We start from the raw sequence: 18242 nt of genomic DNA, 5'->3' as shown, positions 1-18242 counted from the left end.
AGGACCACGGACATGCATGCGCTAAGCTATCATGCTGTCAAACACCAAAAACGCGGAACCGTGCGCAGGCTGTTGCGCCCCTGTGCGGGTGCCTGGCCCATTCCAATGCAGCCATTGCAGCCGGCCTGATGCAGGCGGGCTCCTGCCTTCAGCAACGCACCAAGCGAACCGTCTTCGGTCAGAGCCACGAGCAAGGTGCGGCTTGTAGGATTGATATCCGGCGAAATGCCGTCGGCGATCGTACGATCCTGCACGATGCGAGCGGCAACCGCGAAGTCGCAAAAACCGGGATTGGCCGAAGCGTGCAAGCCTACCCGCCGTCATGGTTCAAGGTGCGTCTGACTTCGCTGCAGGCCCGGTGGTTCGACCTGAACCCGCCGTTGGTATCGAACCAGCTATCGCTGGCGCTCTGATATATCAATCCAAAGAGCCGGATGCGTGGCCCGCATGTCCGGTTCTGAGAGAGCCGCAGCAGAGTAATCTGCTGCGGCTACTCGACCCCGGCGACGGGCACGAAGCCGGGGCACGGCTGCGAGACCGCCAGAGGCGGTTTTGCGGCCCGGAAGGGTCAGCGGCTGAGAAGGTGATGTGCGGGCCGTCACGATCATGGCAGCAGGTGTGACGGGAGCGGATGAGCAGCTCAACACCGGCTCGCTATTTGGGCGTCATTGACGTATATGGTTGCGGTGAAGACCCGTCCGATCACCGTTGCCGCGACGCACTTTTTTCTGCTCGCGGCCGAGAAGATTTGGAGCGAGGAGGAACGGGCCGAACTGGTCGATCACGTCGCCCATAACCTTGAGGCGGGCGACGTGATCCCCGGCACCGGCGGAGTAAGGAAGCTGCGCTAGGCGCGTTCGGGGAGCGGCAAGCGCGGCGGGGCGCGGGTGATCTATTTCCACTACCGCCCCGACTGTCCGCTGTACCTGCTGCTGGCTTATGCCAAGGCGCAGGCAACGGACGTGAGCGCGGAGAAGAAGAAGGCGGTGGCCGCCTTCGCGGCGATGATCAAGAGCGCGGTGGATTGAGCGTAAGGAGCATGGCGATGTCGGACTTTGACAAGGACCTGTTCGCGGCGATGGAAGAGGCCGCAGCGCACGCCCAGGGCAAGGGCAAGGTGGCCCGCGTCCATACGATCGAGGTGCCCGACGTGCGCGCGATTCGCGAGGAACTGGGGCTGTCGCAGCAGGCTTTCGCCAGCGCCTACCATATCCCGCTGGCCACCCTGAAGGGCTGGGAACAGGGCCGCCGTCAGCCCGATGCCACCGCCAGCGCCTATCTCTTGGTCATCGCCCGGCTGCCCGACGCGGCCCGCGACGTGTTGCGCGCGGCCTGACCGGGCAGCCCTATTCCCGGACCGCTGGAAGGGCCGTGATGCTGACGCATCGGACCCATAATTCGGATACACACCTTACGCACGGCTGCATGCCGGTTTTCTGCGGGTTTGAGGGGATGCTATCGGCACCCTCGTTCCGGGACGCTTGGCGGGATTGGCAGTTTTTCGTCACTTCTTGAGAGTGCGGATAGCATCTGACCCTTCCTCTTCGTCGGCCTCGTTCTCCAGCATCTGGGTCGCCATGCTATGCCGGAACAGTTGACAAGAGCCGGTCTTGCCGAGATCGGCGGCGGTGACGTAGCCGCGCACGAGCTGCGTCATGCGCTCCGCCGCGAACGCTTCGCCCAGTTTGGTCAGGAACAGCGTGCCGTCATCCGCGCCGCAGGCGAAGTCGGGGCGCACCTCCTCGCGGTATCGCTGGACCCAGCGCAGTGCGCGTTCGCCGATCGGGATCATGCGGTCCTTGCGGCCCTTGCCCTCGCACAGCGACCCTAACTCAGCCTGAAAGAGAATTGCCGCTTCACGGGATCGGCAGATCAAGGCGGACTGTCTTATCCTTGCACATCTGTTGCCCTTCAGTCTGTGATGGTTGAAGCAAGAGAGATGCTGTGGTGAAGGAAGGATATGACCAATCTCCATCTTTCTCTGGAAGTGACCGACACCGTCGAAAGTGCAACGTTCGACTGCTTTTTTGATGGCTATGAGGAGAACTTCACGCTCCCCGAGGAGACTGAAGATCGCAGTGGCTTTTCGCGCTGCCTGGCGCTCAATCACGGAACTGAACACGCCCGGTTGGCGCGTCAGTTTGGGGCGTTTCGCGAGCTCTGCGTTGTTGCGCGTGACGCCCATTCAGGTCAGATGATCGGCGGCGCGAACTTTATCTCGCTAGCACCTGCGGCGCCTGGCCTGCCGGCCACCGCCAATCTCAACTACCTCTATATTTGTCCGGCCGCGCGGGGACGGGGTGCCTTGCGGACCTTTATCGGGGCGTTGTCGGATCTGATCGGATCGCTGTTCGGTAAAGACGATGCCGCTGGGGTCGCCATCTTCATCGAGCAGAATGACCCGTTTAGCATGTCGCGCGAGGCCTATGAACGCGACTCTGAACACAGTGGCATGGATCAATTTGCGCGTCTGCTGATTTGGGCGCGCATGCAGGCCCGCGTTGTCGATTTCCCTTACGTTCAGCCGCCGCTGTCAGATGAACAGAGTGCCGACGATACGCTCGTCTATTCAGTCATGGGGATATCTGGCGACCAGATAGATCCGGCCGTGCTGCGCCACCACCTGGCGGGCTTTTTTGGGATCTCGGTTCTCAAGGGCGCACCGCTCGACCGGGTCGCCGTTGCGACCGAGCAACTGAATGCGCTGGAACGGATGCGGGCGGCGGACGAGCCGATCGCGCTGCTCGATCCGCTGCCATATCTCAGGGCCCTCAACGATCCCGTAGCAGAGCTCGATCGCCCCGATCGCCCTTACAGCATCCGTTCGGCGCTCTCCATGCGCGCGTAATGTGACGCGACGATAGTCGGGAAACCGCAGGCCGAGAAATCATGTTGCCCCGGGGCGCCGCTAAAGTGCTTCATATCGAGGAGCTTATCGTCGCGCATACGCTTTATGATGGGGTCAGTGAGGGCGAGGGTGTTCAGCGCCTCACCGATCAGTTCACGCATTGTTACGTGGCCCGACCACTCCGGATACGCGAGCGAATGCCCGCACCCCGCCTCGTCGATTGCGCAGGCGAATGCGAAGTGAAGCGGCTCGCGATCCTCGCCCCAGTCGCGAAGTGCGGAGGCCAGGCCCGTTATCACCTTCGTTGCGAGCTGACGCTTTCCGAACAGGCAGCTTTCGGGATCAGCCAGATTTCCGTGTTCGAAGAAGGGGATGAAGTCCTTCCACGGTTCAGCACCCTCGGTGGGCAGGCTATTTATTGCGATCGCCCCCTCGGCGGTGGGAACCAGCACCACGATCGCCGCCCAAAGATAGGCCGAGTAATATCGGGATGGCAGTGCGTTTGCGTCCGCCGCGATGCGACCGCGCCGCGCGCCGCGGAATTCGACGTCGCCTTCGACCGCATTCGAGGCGACGATTTCGGAAATGAACAAGACCGGTCGCTCGTCTTGCGATCCGCCCCAACTGCTGAGCGCCGCACGCGGCAGCGCATTGACTTGCTCCTTTTGGCGTCCGCCCAGACTGCCCGATAGTCGCACACGGCCAATGACGTTTGCGGGAATAGCCATGCCCGTGAACGGCTTTGGTTCGGGGCGATCGGCGCCTATGGTACGAATGGCGCGTTCGTGCTCGATCTGCGCTGCCATCAGCTGATCGAGGCTGCTACGGATTTCCTTGCTTTCACCGACAATTTCGATGGAGTTGTTTTCGTCGCCAAAGCCATACTGGATGACCGAGTAACGGGCGGCCCAATTGCGGCATTCGCAGATCGGGATGCTGGGCCCCCAGAGCAGCCAGCAATTGTAGATGAAGAGTTGGATCTGCCGAAGGTCGCGGTCGCTTGCCGATAGCGGCTTGTGTTGCGCTCCTGTGTTCGCGTCCCGATCGAATGACTCCAGGATCTGCGGCCATTTCTGGTCGAATTTTACCAGCAGCCCCGTCAACAGATGCAGGGGCGTGACGAACCCCGATGCGATCTCGATCGGGCAAATGAAGCGATCGCCCTCCTCGCCTTCATAGCCCAGCGAGCGCAGACATTCGAAGTATCGATCGATCTCTTCAATGCGGGCGCTCACGAGCGCCGGATTGTCGACATAGATCGTCCAATTACCCTCGATCGCCAGCGCGCGCCGCATGCTTTTCCACCACTCGCGCCGCTTTTTCCAATACGCGACCTTCATCTTGCGCCAGCGCCCCAGGGTCATGATGGCCCGAATGGGAAACAGACTCTCCACTGGCTCAGTCCCTGAGTCTCGCCAATCTGGCTGCGGCTTGGTCGAGAACATCTCGTGCTCGATCAATATGCGCGTGCGCCTGGCCAGGGTGCGTCGGTCGAGAGAGAGCAAGGCGCGGTCCGTGAAAGCGAGGCGAAGCACGCTTCCAAACACTTGGCTGAAACTACCGCGCCTCTGGTTCGGGTTCATTCGGCGAAGCAGGATGAAGCATTTCGCAAACTCCTGATAGATCAGCAGGAGAGCGACCAGCGCCAGGATGATGGTGATGGCTGTCGGAATGCTCTCGATCCACTCCGGCGCGCCCTTCGATTTGAGCCACTCGAGCGCTAGCTCCACACCCGATCTCAGCCATTCAAGAAGTTCCATCGTTGTGCCGCCCCGAAATCCGCGATGCAAAGGTGACATGTCGCCAATGCATCTTCAATCGCGGCGTTTCAGAAAGGCGTGCTCTCACGAAACGCTGGCATAACCGCCGCAGACGGGTGCAATGGGGTTCGCTCGAAGCGCCAACGGACGGCAGCGGGGAGGATCAATCGCCTTTGCGGATGAAGGGTGATGTGTGTTGTGGCCCGGTACAGCTAGGCCGCCCCTGTCAAGCGCTGGTTGGCACGCACCGCCGTGTCGCCCATGACTTGACACGTGGAAATCGAAAGCATCACGCACAATGCGCTTCGCAAGATGTTCACCACAGGGTTGACCAAAGGCGTTATCGAGCATCGTCGCGTGATCAACATGCTTCAGTACATCGTGGATGCAGGCTCGTTTGATGAACTGGCGTGTCCTCCCAATTTCGGCTTCCACCCGCTGTCCGGTGAGCGGGCAGGGACTTTCGCCATGACCGTCATCAAGAACTGGCGGCTGACTTTCACTAAGGTTGACGAAACAACGATCGCCGACCTCGATCTGGAGGATTATCACTGATGGCTCTGCAGATGCATCCTTCGCTCCGTGTCCATGCCGGGGTTTGGCTCAAGGAAGAGATCGTGGATCCTTCCGGCTACACGATCAAGGATCTGGCGAGGCACTTTGGCGTTTCGCGCCAAGCTCTCAGCACCCTGCTGAACGGGCATTAGTCGATTTCGGCCGACATGGCGATCCGCTTCGAGAAGGCATTCGGGATCAAGGCCGACACCCTGCTTCGCATGCAGTCGGCCTATGACCTGGCTGGCGCACGCGCGCATGAAGATGAGATCAAGGTGGAACGGATCGTAGAAGCGGCGTAGGAAAACCGCGCCGAAATGCGAGCATTGTCCTGAGATCCGAACGGCGCAACTGGGTGCGCTCGCGACGAAACCTAATGCCGAGTTGCGTAAATGCGCCCCTTTTGTGCGCTTGCCCGGTTCGAAAATGTGTGCGGGCTCAAACGTGAAGCACAACTGCTCATGTTTAACGCGTAGGGCAAGTTCCTCCACGCTTGCGGCCTCAAGCCACTGCGATATCGGACCAACGCAGACCAATGGATTGCCCCGGGTGCGCGTCCATATGGCGGCCCTGAAATCGTGTCACCCAATGCCATTGTGTCCATAGTCTCAGGTGTGAACACACTCAATCAGGCCGGCTGCCGTGTACAGGTGCAGAGATTTGCGTGCTTACAATCAATCGACAATGACTATTGGGTCTGATTCACCCCGGGACACAACCCCTTCGTTGGAAAAGATGCTCCCCATTACCGGAAAATTACCCGGGTAGGAGTGCTCTCCTCAGCTGTCGTTACAGCTGGTAACGTTCCTCGCAATGAAAGATCGTTTCGAAATTTATCTCGAAATTACAGAGTATTGGGCATTTCGTGCACTCGTGAAATCGCTCGATGGCACGATATACGGGAGCGAGAACTGGATCACTCGAGCATAGAACTTGCGCATTACAACTAGCGTCTTCGCGTTGCTTTCTGAGTGACGATAGAATGGGGGGAGCAATGAACTATCTCGAAAATGCAATTACTTGCATGAAGGGAAACGTCTTCCCCATCAGTCGCGCACAAAAGGGAGCGGTCATCTATCATCAGAACGACCTGGCGCGGTTTCGTTTCGAAGTCGCCGCCGGCGTTATCCGTACGACGTATCTATTTGCCGACGGCCGTCGGCAGGTCACGGGCTTCTGTTTCGAGGGTGAGGTCTTCGGAACGGATCAGGGGATTTACAAGACGTCGGCGGAGGTTGTGAGCGAGACGGCTCGCGTGCGGCGCTTCTGCTGGGGCGATAGCGCCGAAGACGAGCGTGCACTGAATAAGTCTCTGGGACTTCTGGAAAACTCAATACTTCTGATCGGTCGCCGCACGGCATTGAGCCGCGTCGCGGCATTCCTGGCAGACATCCGCCTGCGCACCAAAGGTTCTCAATGGATTCCGCTGCCTATGCCCCGGGCGGATATCGCGGACTATCTGGGTCTTACCGTGGAGACGGTCAGCCGAATGTTCAGCGAACTGAGACGCAAGCGCCTTATCGCGCAGCTGGAGGATCATCTGGTGCAGATTATCGACCAGGAGCGTCTCGAGGCATTGGCAGGCGTTGGAACCGACGAAATCCCTCCTGGCCATGCAAGCGACAATTTCCCCCCGCACAGGACCCACTACCCAAGGTGAAGGGAGCGACCCGATCATGGAACGCTATGCTATTGTCATATCTCGAGCTACCTTGTTACCGGCCGTTGCATTTGCCTGCCCTTCCCTGGCTGGAAGCGAGGCTCACGCTCAGGACCTGGCTCCGGAAGCATCAGCCATCCAACGGCTCGAAAGGCTCGAGGCCCTGCTCCTTCAGCAGCAAGCCGAGATCGACACCCTGAAGCAGCGATTGCGCGAGCAAGACAGCGAACTGGTGATGATGAAGGGCCGGGGACTCGGTTCCCCGACCCAGCCATCCTTGTCATATGATGCGCAGGCAACGGCAGCCTCACCGAACCGGCAGGCTGCCGCAGAGCCGCTCCCCACGGGCCCCGTTGGCGAAGCGCCGTCAGGGGAAAGCCAGAAGGAACAGCTGCGAGCCCATGTGGAGGCCGTGCCCGAGGGGCAAGGCGTTCTAACACCGCGCGGCACTTTGGGTATCGAGCCGTCGATCGCCTATGTGCAATCGTCGAGCAACCGACTGGTATTCAGAGGAATTGAGCTGGTGCCCGGCCTCCAGATCGGCGTGATCGAGGCCAGCACCGCCGACAGGAACACAATAGTCGCCACGAGCACCATGCGCTACGGCGTGACCAATCGGCTAGAAGCGGAGGTCCGGGTTCCCTTTGTCTATCGGCATGACACTGTCGAGTTCGTCCAGCAGCGCGACGAAGGCATAGTCCGCACGTTGAAATACGAAGAGAAGGACATCGGCGATGTGGAATTCGCCTTGCGCTACCAGCTCAACAATCCCAAGCGGGCGCAGCAACCGATCTTTGTCGGGAGCGTCCGTGTCAAGAGCGACACCGGCATCGGTCCGTTCGATGTAGACTACGACGAGTTCGGAATCGCGACCGATCTCGCCACCGGATCCGGCTTCTGGAGCGTCCAGCCCGGGCTCAACTTCCTTCTGCCTTCCGATCCAGTCGTGATCTATGGCAGTGCCAGCTACTTGTTCAACATCGGCAGGGACATCAACAGAACGATCGGCGGCGCCCAAGTGGGCCACGTTGACCCGGGTGACGCGATTTCAGGCAATCTGGGCTTCGGTTTCGCACTGAATCCGCGGTTTTCGTTCTCGCTCGGCTATGAACACGCCTATATCTTCCCGACGAAGAGTGAAATCGGCGATACGGTGCAGAAGTCGAGAAGGCTCCAGGTCGGTTCCCTTGCCTTCGGCATGTCCTATCGCCTGACCGAGAAACAGACGATGAACTGGAGTTTCCAGTTCGGCGTGACCAATGACGCGCCAAATGTTGCCATAACCCTGCGGCTGCCGATAAACGTTCATCTATAGCAGTGATCGCTTACGCTTTGCCCGTGCCGAGAAAGGCAAAGACGCGACGATGTGTGATCGGCACCGGATCGGGACGGGGATGCGACTTCATCCGTTGCCCTGCAGCGGATTTGCCCTCGCCGCCATTGCCGGCCATTGCTTTGCGGCTCAGTTCATGATGGTGTTCAGTGTGGCCGCGCCCATGGCCTGGCCCAGACTGGTGGCCAAGGCTCCGCCCAGGAAGTTTTCCTTGAACGCCGAGTAGCCGCTGAGGTCGATGGTCGCTGTAACCTGAGTCTTGATGCTCGTGTTGCTGGCGGTATTGATCAGCACGTTCTGGATGCCGCTGTCGGTGTTGTGAATGACCGCCGTTTGGCCGCCGTTTGCCAGATAGACGGAGGCATCGCCGACATTCATGCTGATCTGGCCCGTGTTCAGCAATCCGGCTTGCAGTTCAGCGGCGCTGGCGGGGGTGAGGAGGCCGGAAACGGTCTGTGTGGTGGTGGCGCTGGTGGCTGTCCAGTTGACAGTGGTGATCAGCGATAGCTGGCCGTCGATAAATGTCTCGATCTGCGCTCCAAGCGTGATGTCCAAGCCATCAATCGAAAAGCCGCCGCGCTGCTGGGCCAGGAGATCGTCACCGACCTCCTCGACGAGCCCGCCGAACATTGCAGCTTGGGAAGAAGCGTTGGCGGGATCCATTGCTGCTTTCGCGGATGGCCCCTTTGGCGCAGGCAGCGGCACGGTCAATCCGGCCACCTGCGCAGGCGCGCCGAAAGCCGGAGCAACGATTGCCAATGGCTGCTCCGCCGCGATCACCGCATCTTCCGCCATTGGCGGCGGCGCCGTTGCCGACAGGCCGATGTCCTGACGGATCGCCAGTATCGCCATGGTGCAGCAGGAGAGCGCGACCATTTCAGTTCCCACCCGGACGCAAGTCGATCAGAATCTGCGGGGTAATCTGGTAGATCGGCGGAATGAACGTCATCAGATCGCCGACCGAACGGCGATCGACCCCCTGCCTTGCAGGCGCTCTTGCCCATGGGTCCCATTCCGAAGCCCGGTTGAAGATCGCCTTCCTGTTGTCTGGCGTCTTCACGATAGCCAGGATTATCCCGTTCCAGGCGCTGGTGAAATCATCCATGCTCAACTTTCGCAGGCCCAGCGCCGGATCGCCGATCAGAACCTCGCCGCGGCTGACGCCCTTGACGACAACGAAGTGCTTGTAGCCCTTGAGGTCGAGCAGCACGATCGCGGGCTGATCCAGCGCCGAAAGCTGCTGGGCGTCCAGTCGAAAGCCCGCCACCTGAAATCCCAGGCTCTGCAGATAGTGCTTCATGTCGAGCATCGAAAAGCCGGTCTTGCGGATGGCGTCCTGTTCGCCTGCCTTCCACATCGCGACAAAGGGGGCATTCTCGTTGGTCGGTGTATCGTAGTGGTAAGTCAGCAGTGTCGCGACGGCTGCGGAACCGCAGCTGAAGTCATAGTGCTGGCGCACCACGGTGCGGAAGGGGATCTCCCACCAGCTCTTGACCTGAACGGTGTAGTATCCGTTCGAACCGCCGCCGACGCGCACGTCAGCTTTCGCGGGCACGGCGAGGGCAATTGCCGTAGCCACCGGTAGAAGCGCGATCAAGCGCCACATGACCATTCGTCGCCTGTAGCATTCAAAGTGGCGTCGAGATTGCGTGAACATGGCGTTTGCTCACTGATTGACGTTGACGATGAGGTTCATCCCCGACTGCAGACTTACCTGCGATCCGGTGTTGATCACGATATTGCCCAGGCCGTTGAAGCTGGACAGGGCGTTTTCGGTCAGGTTCACCGCGCCTGCGGAAACATTACCGCCGATGTTCGCGCCGGATACTATCGAGGTCATGGTCTGATTGGCGATCGTAATCGCCTGGCCCCCACGGAAATCGGCAAGATCATCGTCGTTGAGAGGCGCAGCCTTCGCCGCCGCTTCTACGTCCGCCACGTTATGTGACGAATCCGCCACGGCCTCCGCACGGGCAGGTGAGGCGCAAACGAGAATCAGCCCAATCACTGCCGGGCTCAGGCAGACATTGCGCATCATGTCACATCTCCCCCAAAGCCGTCATTCGCGACGGCGGGAGATCGGGCCGACCCGGAGAGCCGACCCGATCAGCGTGATCCGCAAGGATCAGTTGCCGATGGACACGGTGCCTCGCGCCGCGACATTGGTCGCGGCCTGAGTGTTAACGTTGATGCCCGTGTTCCAGGCCTGGGTCAGAATGCCGGCAAAGGAAGCGAAGGCGCTGTCCTTGACCGTGTTGCTGCCGCTGTCATACTCGTCGCCGATGTCCACGACTTGGTCCATCATGAAGTTGACGTTGCTGGCGCTCAGTTCCTGATCTGCGATGACGTAGTCCTTGTTGACGTCGACATCGACGGTGTAGTCGTTGTCGAGGACCACGGCGAGGTTCTGCGAGTTCGACTGCCTCTGGTCGGAATCGACGCTGGTGTTCTGCGCCTGCCCCTGGGCTTGGCCCTGCGCTTGCCCTTGGGCCTGACCCTGGTTCTGTTCGAGCTCGGTACCTCCGCTCGTGTCGTGACCGCCCCGGCGATCATCGGCGAATGCGGGACCGCTGAGTGCGATGCCGAGCGCGATGGCGGAGGCTGCGAAGATGTGCTTCCTGTTCATGTTTCACTCCCATTTTGTTGATGCGAGCGCCCGCCCCCTGGAACCTGAAACGGCAGGCAGCCGCAGACTCGTCCACGCATGCAGACCTGACTCAGTCTATGCCTCTCCTGCACGGGCATATTGCGATTTGTCATGCCCACGGGGGCTCACACCCGTTCGGCAAGCGGCACTACGCTATGCAGGTAGATAAGATTCGATTCCAAAATGATCTTCATCTTGTTGGTATTTAGGTATAGTTTTGCTGTGCGTTGAAATCAGACGGGAGTTTGGAGGCGTGTCGAATCGTCAAACTCCGGGGTATTTTGATCTACGTAAATTTACGGACCAATGGTCGCCTGCACCAAGTCTGCTCCACATGGAATATATCGGACTATCATTAAGGAGTATTTCGGAAGATATGTTGCAGTAAACATGTCATCAGTATCTAATGGGCAGCCAAAAACGATATATCTAGCCTCTCTTATTCACGACGCTCGGTTTCAGGCCCGCTCTGGGCATTTGCTGCCGCTGGCGGTGTTGCGCGGACGACCGGCGTCGCTGGCGTTTGTTTCACCGCATTCGGATTGATGGGCTTTTCGGGTCGAAGGGCTGGGCTCGGAGTTCTGCGGCACTGCCGCATGGGCTACGTCGGCGCAGGCTTGAGCCAGAGAACGAGGGCGCGGAACAGATCGGCATCCGGACAGGCCGAAGCGAAGGCAATGCGGATGCGGCTAGCACTTTCTACGACGCGCGCAGCGACCTTGAGCAGCCGCAGGCGCAAGGTTGTAAACTCGGCGCTTGCCAGAGCAGCGGTCCTGGGCATCGCCTGCTGGATGCGCCATAGCAGCCAGTAGGCGGCAGTGTGCAGGATCAGGCGCATCTGATTGGCATTGGCCGAGCGGCACGAGGTGCGATCACTGGCCAGCTGGGCCTTGTGCCGCTTGATCAGGTTCTCGGCCTGCCCGCGCGCGCAGTAAAGCGCATCGTAGATGTGCTCGGCTGAGGCCCCGGTCAGCGACGTGACGACATAGCGAATGTCCATGCCCAGCGTGCTGGCCTCGATCCGTGCAACGACACGACGCTGGCACTTCCAGGTCTTTGCCCCATAGCGGGTCTCTGCGTAGTTGCGCAGGACGGGACACTGACGCTGGGCGCGCTTGACCGCGCAGGCATCGGCGACCGCAACAATGGCGGGATCGGCGCGCAGCGCTGCATTGGTGGGCAGGCCGAACACGTAATCGACGCGGGCCGCATCGCAGTAGGCCATGACCTCGGGTCGACCATAGTGCCCGTCGCCGCGGATGGTGATGTGGGTATCGGGCCAGTTACGGCGCAGGTGACGCACCAGGCGTCGGATGTGCCCCGCCGCCTCTTTTCCAGAAGGCGTCTTGCCCGTGCGCAGCAGCATGGCCACCGGCCTGCCGGTCGCGGTGTCGTAGATATGGATCGGTAGGAAGCAGCGCTCCCCATGATGCCCGTTCCAGAACGAGAGCTGTTGATAGCCATGCACGACGTCGCACGTGTCGTCGATATCCAGCGTGACCGCTGTCGGTGGGGCGGGATAGCTGGCGCAGTAGATGTCGATCATCGCGGCCATCATGCTGGCCAGTTCGCGCGTAGTCGGTGCATTTTCCCACCGGCTCATCGTCGGTTGGCTGGCCAGCCCCGCGCCCGATTCCGGCAGCTTGCCGAGCGCCAGACGGAAGCCTGGATCGTCGCGCAGAGCATCGAGATCATCAGCATCCTCATAGCCGCACGCGATCGCGAACACACGGGCACGCAGAATGTCATCCAGGCGATGGATCACCCGCGCTGGATCGCGCGGATCGGCAATACAAGCCGCCAGGCGCTGGCAAATCCCCATCGCGCGCTCGGCTTGTGCAAGCAGTAGAACACCGCCATCCGAGGTAAGCCGGCCACCGTCGAATGCAGCTGTTATTTTCTTGCGGCCGACTGCTGAGAATCCAAATGAGCTTGCGATATCGTCGTTCATGGCGGGTGTGGCTTGTGGCATTTTCTGCCCTGCGGCAGGTTCGGCTTAGGCACCAAGTTCCTAATTCAGATCAGAGGCTTACGCCACTCCCGCCAACCCTTCAGGACACTTTTGGTGAATAAGGCGGGCTAGTGATTACGCTTGTTCTTCACAGAGATGTCAGGGCAATGCCGGAAATACCATGAGTTACACTCATGGTATTTTGATGTAACGAAGTCCGATGATATCGTCGCATTGAAATGTCCGGCAATTTTGGGGGATGGAGAGGAATATGAAGCCGGATTCTGAGCCCGAATTGACTCAACGGGAATTCCAAATTCTGGAACTTGTTGCCCAAGGTTATTCAGCAAAAGAAGTAGCGCAGGAAATCAACATTGCACCTCGCACTGTCGAGGGGCACATCGACACCATCAAACTTAAGCTTCGCGCACGTAATCGAGCCCATATGGTCACGATAGCCATCGCGACACACAGACTTACCGTCTATAGCGAACAGGACTTGCAGCCCGCTGGCCACACCCAATTTTACACCGCATTGACGGATGCGACCATCCAGCTGCACAACAAAAACCTGCCCGCCGACCTGCCCTCCATACGATACCTGTAGCACGGTGTTGGTCGTGGGACCGCACCTTCACCTTGCCGGGAAACAGCCGATCGGACAGTTTTGAGAATGCCGCGACCGGCTCTGCATTGCTTCGCCCTGCGCGCTGGCAATGACCGGTGCCAGAAATGGCAATCACGTCCTCATTTCGAATGTACGAGGACCTTGAGCGGGGCCACTTGCGGCGATGACCGCCGAACATCTCATGGGTTTTGAAGAACCGGCGCCAGATCGCGGGATGCATTGATAATTCGCTGCAATGTTACGACCGTTCCATTTACGGTGTATGCGATTAACACGCGGCGTTTGAATGCTGGCGTCCGCAGACCTGCGCTCAAGTCGTCGCGAGGGGATCCCCGGTGCGGAAATTCGCTCAGCGCCGCTAGGCGTGTTTCAATTCTGCTCTTGAACCGAGTATTGCCGATCCCAAATCTTGAAGTACCGGATGCCTATTTGCGGGTCCGGTTGGACACAGAGGGCGCTGGCTCTCATCCCGGCGCATCTCATGCTCAGATTGCTCATTGGAGGATTTGGAAATGAGAACGAACTTTGACTTTACACCCTATCGCCGCTCCACGGTGGGCTTCGATCGTCTGTTCGATTTGTTAGACAGCCCCACGCGCTCGGATGTAAGCGATTATCCGCCCTTCAACCTCGTGAAGGAGGGAGAGGACAGCTATCGGGTCGACCTTGCCCTCGCTGGTTACCACCGTGATGAAATCGATGTCGTCGCGCAGCAGCACCAGCTGACCATTACCGGCAGGCAGGCAGATGCCCGAGAGCAGGGCGAATTTCTGCACCACGGCATTGCGACGCGCGACTTCGAGCGTCGCTTCCAGCTTGCGGACTTTGTTGAAGTGACGTCGGCCAACTTCGAGAACGGCCTGCTCAGCATCTCACTGAAGCGGCGCGTTCCTGAAGCCATGAAGCCGCGCAAGATCGATATCGGTGCAAGCGAGCCGGTCCAAGGCAAAATTACGGCATCCAAGGCCCAAGAACCGGAAGCGGTTTAGCGCTGATTAAAAATGGGCTTGCCGACACCGCCGCGCAAGTGGCGGGCGGCAAGCCACTTCCTGGCCGTTCTTGATAGGAAGAGGATGACTGCGAAGCCAACTTCAATGGTGGGGTCCTGACAGTGACTATGCCGCAGACTGATGCGAAGCAACAAGTTCGCAGGATTCCGGTCTTGAATGACCGCTCCAGTAGCTGACACGCTGTAGACCCTGCCTCCGGGCAGGACTCCATAAGGACTTGGAGAAGATAATTTCGCCTTTGAAACGGGGGTTGAAATGCTCCTTGGCACTCATGTGGGTAGAGTGCCAAAACCCTCTTGACGCCGAAATGGAAAATCCCAAAATTCCTTGCAGCCGAAAGCTAGATATCGAGTCAGAAGCGGCAAGAACGAAAGGAGGATAGCCATGTCGCGGCCAATTTCTCGGTTTCTTCATCCATTCGACGTCGCGCGTCATCCCAGTCTTGAACCGGAGGTAAAGCGCGCAATCCTGGCCTCGTGGGCATCTGATCGCTCGGCAGTGAAAGACCAGCCAGCCTTGCGCAAGCCAAAGGGGATCAGCAGGCCATTTGGCGTCGACGAAGTTTTCAGCGCACTGCGTTCGCTCGATGAGCCCGGCGCGGATCCTTCCAATTCGGCCACGAATTAGCGGACAATCATCCGAAATAGCCGCTCTTGAAAATTCCCGAGAAGGGAAGGGTGGAGGATGGATATGCAAGCACGTTCTGTTTCACAATTTCGGACGATGTGTTGGGCGCTCGTCGCGAGTGGGACTGGGTTGGCTCTTGCCCCTCACCTGTTGGGGTTCGATGCGAACCAGTCAGCCACCTGGAGCTCTTGGACCTGCGCAGCCGGATTTTTTGTGACGGCTGCCGTAAGGCAGAACGAATCCTGGTTCACCGGGCTTTTGATGCTGGCGGGGTTTGGAACGCTGATGGCACCGACGATTGTCGGCTTTGGGCCTTCCAGCGCTTCCGCCTTCTGGGTCCACGTTTTGGCAGGCGCTGTTGCGTTGGGCTGCGCCTGGCAGTTGTCTGGCGACGGCACGGCTGAAAGTGATCAGGAATCATCGAAGGTTGGTCGGCTATCCGGGCAAGCCACGGGATCGCTCAAACAATCTGGATGATCGGGCATGCGGTGGACATGGGAAATCCCTTCGCTCAATGCCTATGAATATGACTCAACGTCGCAACCGAGCGACCCGCCCGCGAAGCACGCTCGTGCATGAGCCGAGATCCTCTGATGGAGCTTTCGCCTTGGACTGACAAAGCTGACGGGCAAGAACGACGACGTCTGGGACCTGTCTGCCGGCCAACGTAAAATCCGGGGTCCTCAGAACCTGCCCCACATTACTTATCGGTTGTCGCGCGTGACGACCGGAACGGGGTGACAAGGTTGCCTTCATCGCTTCCTGTTCCGGAATGGATGCAGGGTTTGGGGGAAGGATCACCGCATAGCCCGAGAGTACGCCGGCACAGAGTTGAGGTGGCAGAAAGAATGGAAAAATACCCCGGATCTGCGCGGCGAAGGTGTTGAGCAAATCCGGGGGAGCCTAAATTTGTTCCTGGAACGAGCCCCTAGGCAATCTTCTGAAGGGCTCGCACGTTCACATCGGCCTGCTTTGCAAGAGGGGCAGCTGCAGCCTTGGTGAGCTTCACAAGGGCGTCATTGTTTTTCGTGCCAAGCGCGATCGCAGTTTCTACATTGCGGCGCAAAAGCTCACTCTGCAGCTTGTAGAATTCTGCCGGTGACGTGGCAGCGGCCAAGCTCTTCAGACCTTCTGAAAGATTTTCGAAGCTGGCTCGATTGTCTTCAGAGTAAGAGGTTCCAAGCTTCTGCAGGCCATCGGCAAAGATCTTTCCCGCCTCCCAAAGTGCGCTGACGTTTGCCTTCGCGAATTCGCCGTAAGCCCCAAACGCTGACGCCCCTTTATCGATGGCAGTCTTTGCCTTGTCGCTGATTGCGTCGAAGGGAATCTTCTCGGCACTCGTCTTTGTCGTAGTATCCATTTTTTCTTCTCTCTCCGTAGTAAAAATTCGGCCTTCCTGTGGAAGTTGCAATCAGTCACCTCTTTTGCCTCGCGATCGGATAAATAGAGGCCGAAAGTGATGACGATTGCTGCAGTGCAGCATGGTCGCCGCTGAATGAGCATGTGTGCCCAAGCGCAGCGGCCAGGGGTCAGTACATGTGCTGCCCGCCGTTGATCGACAGGGTCGAGCCGGTGATGAAGGCAGCGTTATCTGAAGCAAGAAAGGCGACCCCACGGGCAATTTCGTCGGCGTGGCCCAGGCGTCCAACAGGAATGTTGGAAACGATCTTCTCCAGCACCGTATCGGGGACGGCTGCGACCATGTCCGTATCGACATATCCAGGCGCAATTGCATTGGCTGTTACACCAAACTTCGCCCCTTCCTGGGCGAGCGCCTTTGTGAAGCCGTGAATGCCAGATTTGGCTGCGGCATAATTGACCTGGCCATATTGCCCAGCTTGACCATTGACCGAACCAATATTGATCACGCGCCCCCAGCGCCGCTCTCGCATGCCGGGAAATGTCGCCTTGGCCATGTTGAAGCAACCGCCCAGATTGATTCGGATGACTTCGCTCCAATCATCCCAGCTCATTCTGTGGAGTGTGCCGTCGCGGGTTATTCCTGCGTTGTAAACCAAGACATCGATCGGGCCGACTTCGGCTTCAACGCGCGCGCAGCCTTCGAGACAAGAATCATGGTCTCCCACATCCCATTTGAATGCCGGGATGTCCGTTTCCTTTGTGAAGGTCTGGGCTGCGGTTTCATTGCCCGCATAGCTGGCGACCACAGTCAGACCTCTTTCCTTCAGCCTAAGTGCGATTGCCTTGCCAATTCCGCGTGTTCCACCGGTGACGATTGCCACTCGCGCCATTCAAGATTTCCTCTCGCTATCTCGGCTCTGTCGAGCCTTGGATGTGATTCCATATATGCAATCACGCTGCACTGCACAACCAAAATGGTGCAGCGCAGCATTTCTTGCGATTTGTCATGAACTTGGAAACAAACTGGCGGTGTTGTGCGTTTAATTGGTAGGTTTCGATTGCATCGAAACCAGAAGGTTCGTCCTTTTCATTTCCGCAGGGCGAGGTCTTCGGGAAGGCGACCCGAACTTGGGCCGCTTTCTTTATCGACGGGGTGATCAGGCAATTGTGCTCAAGACGGCCCAGAGGGCTTCTTCAGAGACTGGCTTGCGCCGAAGCTGGCAGAGCCTATTGTCGCCACACCACAATTCGGCAGATCTATTGGGACTTTCCTTGTGCGCTTTAACTAGCGCAGCAACCGAATCTGCGGCCTCGAACGTAATGACCTCTTCGGGGCCATTGTCGCTCTCAAGCAGGATTAGCTTATATAGCGGCACCAATTCCTCCCCCGCGCAGTTGCTAACTACGCGTGCTCCCAAAAGAATCATTTCCGCATTGGCTATATTGTCGCGCAAGGAAGATAAGCGCAACAATCAATTGGTCCTGGAAGGGAATAAAGTACCCCAATGCGCGCTTGCTGATGGACATCCTGACCACTTCGATCTCGCTGACAGCGCTATCGCTTGGGCTATCCTCGATGTCTGAATCGGTTCGGGCATCTACAAGAGGCGCCGGCGAAGCAGAAGTTTCGGGCCCCGGTGAGTTCTTTGAAAGCGGCCCTCCATTCATCGAAGGACAAACGCTTTTGAATGACGTGAGCTGGAACGTCTCTGCCGATTGCCCCCTTCATCCTGGGACGCGAAAATCGGTTGGTTTGGGACGGCTATAGTACGGGCAACTTGAGAATAGGCATTGCTGCTAATGCAACGCGATGTTGCGGCGGTTAAGATCGATGCTTTGCCTATTGAGTAAGTTCACCGGT

At 58.7% G+C, this 18242-nt stretch carries 24 protein-coding genes; 13 read left to right on the top strand and 11 right to left on the bottom strand.

Features of this window, described 5'->3' with window-relative positions; translation table 11 throughout:
• Positions 1-29 precede the first annotated feature (29 nt).
• Entirely contained in the window at positions 30-254 is a 225-nt protein-coding gene (locus J3474_RS23005) for a hypothetical protein (protein WP_376706520.1), read from the bottom strand.
• A 432-nt stretch (positions 255-686) separates the two neighbouring features.
• On the opposite strand from J3474_RS23005, the gene J3474_RS07900 reads away from it, so the two are divergent.
• Genes J3474_RS07900 through nadS form a run of 3 tightly spaced genes read left to right on the top strand, consistent with a single transcriptional unit; the run spans position 687 to position 1336 of the window.
• A complete protein-coding gene (locus J3474_RS07900) occupies positions 687-851 on the top strand; it encodes a hypothetical protein (protein ID WP_207093703.1) in 165 nt (54 codons plus the stop codon).
• A 36-nt stretch (positions 852-887) separates the two neighbouring features.
• Entirely contained in the window at positions 888-1028 is a 141-nt protein-coding gene (locus J3474_RS07895) for a hypothetical protein (RefSeq protein WP_207093702.1), read from the top strand.
• 17 nt (positions 1029-1045) lie between these two features.
• Positions 1046-1336, top strand: coding sequence for a NadS family protein (gene nadS, locus J3474_RS07890; protein WP_207093701.1), 291 nt, complete (start codon positions 1046-1048; stop codon positions 1334-1336).
• 168 nt (positions 1337-1504) lie between these two features.
• Here nadS and J3474_RS07885 read toward each other — a convergent pair whose 3' ends face one another.
• Positions 1505-1876 (bottom strand): tyrosine-type recombinase/integrase, encoded by a 372-nt coding sequence (locus tag J3474_RS07885; protein WP_207093700.1) that lies wholly within the window; start codon positions 1874-1876, stop codon positions 1505-1507.
• 84 nt (positions 1877-1960) lie between these two features.
• Here J3474_RS07885 and J3474_RS07880 point away from each other — a divergent pair, with 84 nt between their 5' ends.
• Positions 1961-2848, top strand: coding sequence for a hypothetical protein (locus tag J3474_RS07880; protein ID WP_207093699.1), 888 nt, complete (start codon positions 1961-1963; stop codon positions 2846-2848).
• On the opposite strand, the gene J3474_RS07875 is transcribed toward J3474_RS07880, so the two are convergent.
• A complete protein-coding gene (locus J3474_RS07875) occupies positions 2812-4608 on the bottom strand; it encodes a hypothetical protein (RefSeq protein WP_207093698.1) in 1797 nt (598 codons plus the stop codon). The two genes, J3474_RS07880 and J3474_RS07875, sit on opposite strands and share 37 nt — an antisense overlap.
• Before the next feature lie 273 nt (positions 4609-4881).
• Here J3474_RS07875 and J3474_RS07870 point away from each other — a divergent pair, with 273 nt between their 5' ends.
• The 5 genes from J3474_RS07870 to J3474_RS07855 all read left to right on the top strand — a co-directional run bounded on the left by J3474_RS07870 (position 4882) and on the right by J3474_RS07855 (position 8138).
• Positions 4882-5163 (top strand): type II toxin-antitoxin system RelE/ParE family toxin, encoded by a 282-nt coding sequence (locus J3474_RS07870; protein ID WP_207093697.1) that lies wholly within the window; start codon positions 4882-4884, stop codon positions 5161-5163.
• Positions 5163-5315 (top strand): hypothetical protein, encoded by a 153-nt coding sequence (locus tag J3474_RS22635; protein ID WP_242528253.1) that lies wholly within the window; start codon positions 5163-5165, stop codon positions 5313-5315. Before J3474_RS07870 ends, J3474_RS22635 begins: the two co-directional genes overlap by 1 nt.
• Positions 5316-5330: 15 nt before the next feature.
• On the top strand, positions 5331-5465 hold the full coding sequence (locus J3474_RS22630) for a plasmid maintenance system antidote protein (RefSeq protein ID WP_242528252.1): 135 nt from the start codon (positions 5331-5333) through the stop codon (positions 5463-5465).
• A 692-nt stretch (positions 5466-6157) separates the two neighbouring features.
• On the top strand, positions 6158-6823 hold the full coding sequence (locus tag J3474_RS07860) for a helix-turn-helix domain-containing protein (RefSeq protein WP_242528251.1): 666 nt from the start codon (positions 6158-6160) through the stop codon (positions 6821-6823).
• A 16-nt stretch (positions 6824-6839) separates the two neighbouring features.
• Positions 6840-8138 carry a transporter gene (locus J3474_RS07855; RefSeq protein ID WP_207093695.1) on the top strand — a complete coding sequence of 433 codons (1299 nt, stop codon included), beginning with the start codon at positions 6840-6842 and terminating at the stop codon, positions 8136-8138.
• Positions 8139-8285: 147 nt separating this feature from the next.
• Here J3474_RS07855 and J3474_RS07850 read toward each other — a convergent pair whose 3' ends face one another.
• From J3474_RS07850 to J3474_RS07830, 5 genes are all read right to left on the bottom strand, one after another.
• The gene (locus J3474_RS07850; RefSeq protein WP_207093694.1) at positions 8286-9032 is read right to left on the bottom strand and encodes a hypothetical protein; all 747 of its coding nucleotides are present in this window, start codon (positions 9030-9032) and stop codon (positions 8286-8288) included.
• Position 9033: 1 nt separating this feature from the next.
• Complete coding sequence (locus J3474_RS07845; RefSeq protein ID WP_207093693.1) at positions 9034-9762, bottom strand: C39 family peptidase; 729 nt, start codon at positions 9760-9762, stop codon at positions 9034-9036.
• A gap of 60 nt (positions 9763-9822) precedes the next feature.
• On the bottom strand, positions 9823-10194 hold the full coding sequence (locus J3474_RS07840; RefSeq protein WP_207093692.1) for a hypothetical protein: 372 nt from the start codon (positions 10192-10194) through the stop codon (positions 9823-9825).
• Between the two features lie 87 nt (positions 10195-10281).
• Positions 10282-10782 carry a hypothetical protein gene (locus J3474_RS07835; protein WP_207093691.1) on the bottom strand — a complete coding sequence of 167 codons (501 nt, stop codon included), beginning with the start codon at positions 10780-10782 and terminating at the stop codon, positions 10282-10284.
• Positions 10783-11404: 622 nt separating this feature from the next.
• Positions 11405-12754: an IS1380-like element ISSp1 family transposase gene (locus J3474_RS07830; RefSeq protein WP_376706517.1), complete on the bottom strand. Its 1350-nt coding sequence runs from the start codon at positions 12752-12754 to the stop codon at positions 11405-11407.
• Positions 12755-13025: 271 nt separating this feature from the next.
• Here J3474_RS07830 and J3474_RS07825 point away from each other — a divergent pair, with 271 nt between their 5' ends.
• The gene (locus tag J3474_RS07825; protein WP_207093689.1) at positions 13026-13361 is read left to right on the top strand and encodes a response regulator transcription factor; all 336 of its coding nucleotides are present in this window, start codon (positions 13026-13028) and stop codon (positions 13359-13361) included.
• A 200-nt stretch (positions 13362-13561) separates the two neighbouring features.
• Here J3474_RS07825 and J3474_RS07820 read toward each other — a convergent pair whose 3' ends face one another.
• On the bottom strand, positions 13562-13783 hold the full coding sequence (locus J3474_RS07820) for a type II toxin-antitoxin system RelE/ParE family toxin (RefSeq protein ID WP_207093744.1): 222 nt from the start codon (positions 13781-13783) through the stop codon (positions 13562-13564).
• A 111-nt stretch (positions 13784-13894) separates the two neighbouring features.
• Between J3474_RS07820 and J3474_RS07815 the strand changes: the two genes are divergently transcribed.
• The 3 genes from J3474_RS07815 to J3474_RS07810 all read left to right on the top strand — a co-directional run bounded on the left by J3474_RS07815 (position 13895) and on the right by J3474_RS07810 (position 15496).
• Entirely contained in the window at positions 13895-14371 is a 477-nt protein-coding gene (locus J3474_RS07815; RefSeq protein ID WP_013831394.1) for an Hsp20 family protein, read from the top strand.
• A gap of 405 nt (positions 14372-14776) precedes the next feature.
• Entirely contained in the window at positions 14777-15019 is a 243-nt protein-coding gene (locus J3474_RS22625; protein WP_041558037.1) for a hypothetical protein, read from the top strand.
• A 57-nt stretch (positions 15020-15076) separates the two neighbouring features.
• On the top strand, positions 15077-15496 hold the full coding sequence (locus J3474_RS07810; protein ID WP_242528250.1) for a hypothetical protein: 420 nt from the start codon (positions 15077-15079) through the stop codon (positions 15494-15496).
• Positions 15497-15947: 451 nt separating this feature from the next.
• Here J3474_RS07810 and J3474_RS07805 read toward each other — a convergent pair whose 3' ends face one another.
• Both J3474_RS07805 and phbB read right to left on the bottom strand, forming a co-directional pair.
• Complete coding sequence (locus J3474_RS07805) at positions 15948-16379, bottom strand: phasin family protein (protein ID WP_207093688.1); 432 nt, start codon at positions 16377-16379, stop codon at positions 15948-15950.
• A gap of 169 nt (positions 16380-16548) precedes the next feature.
• On the bottom strand, positions 16549-17271 hold the full coding sequence (phbB, locus tag J3474_RS07800) for an acetoacetyl-CoA reductase (protein WP_207093687.1): 723 nt from the start codon (positions 17269-17271) through the stop codon (positions 16549-16551).
• Positions 17272-18242: the final 971 nt, after the last annotated feature.

It is taken from the genome of Novosphingobium sp. PY1, assembly GCF_017312445.1.
Taxonomy (GTDB): domain Bacteria; phylum Pseudomonadota; class Alphaproteobacteria; order Sphingomonadales; family Sphingomonadaceae; genus Novosphingobium.
This window is presented reverse-complemented; position numbering and strand designations above follow the sequence as displayed.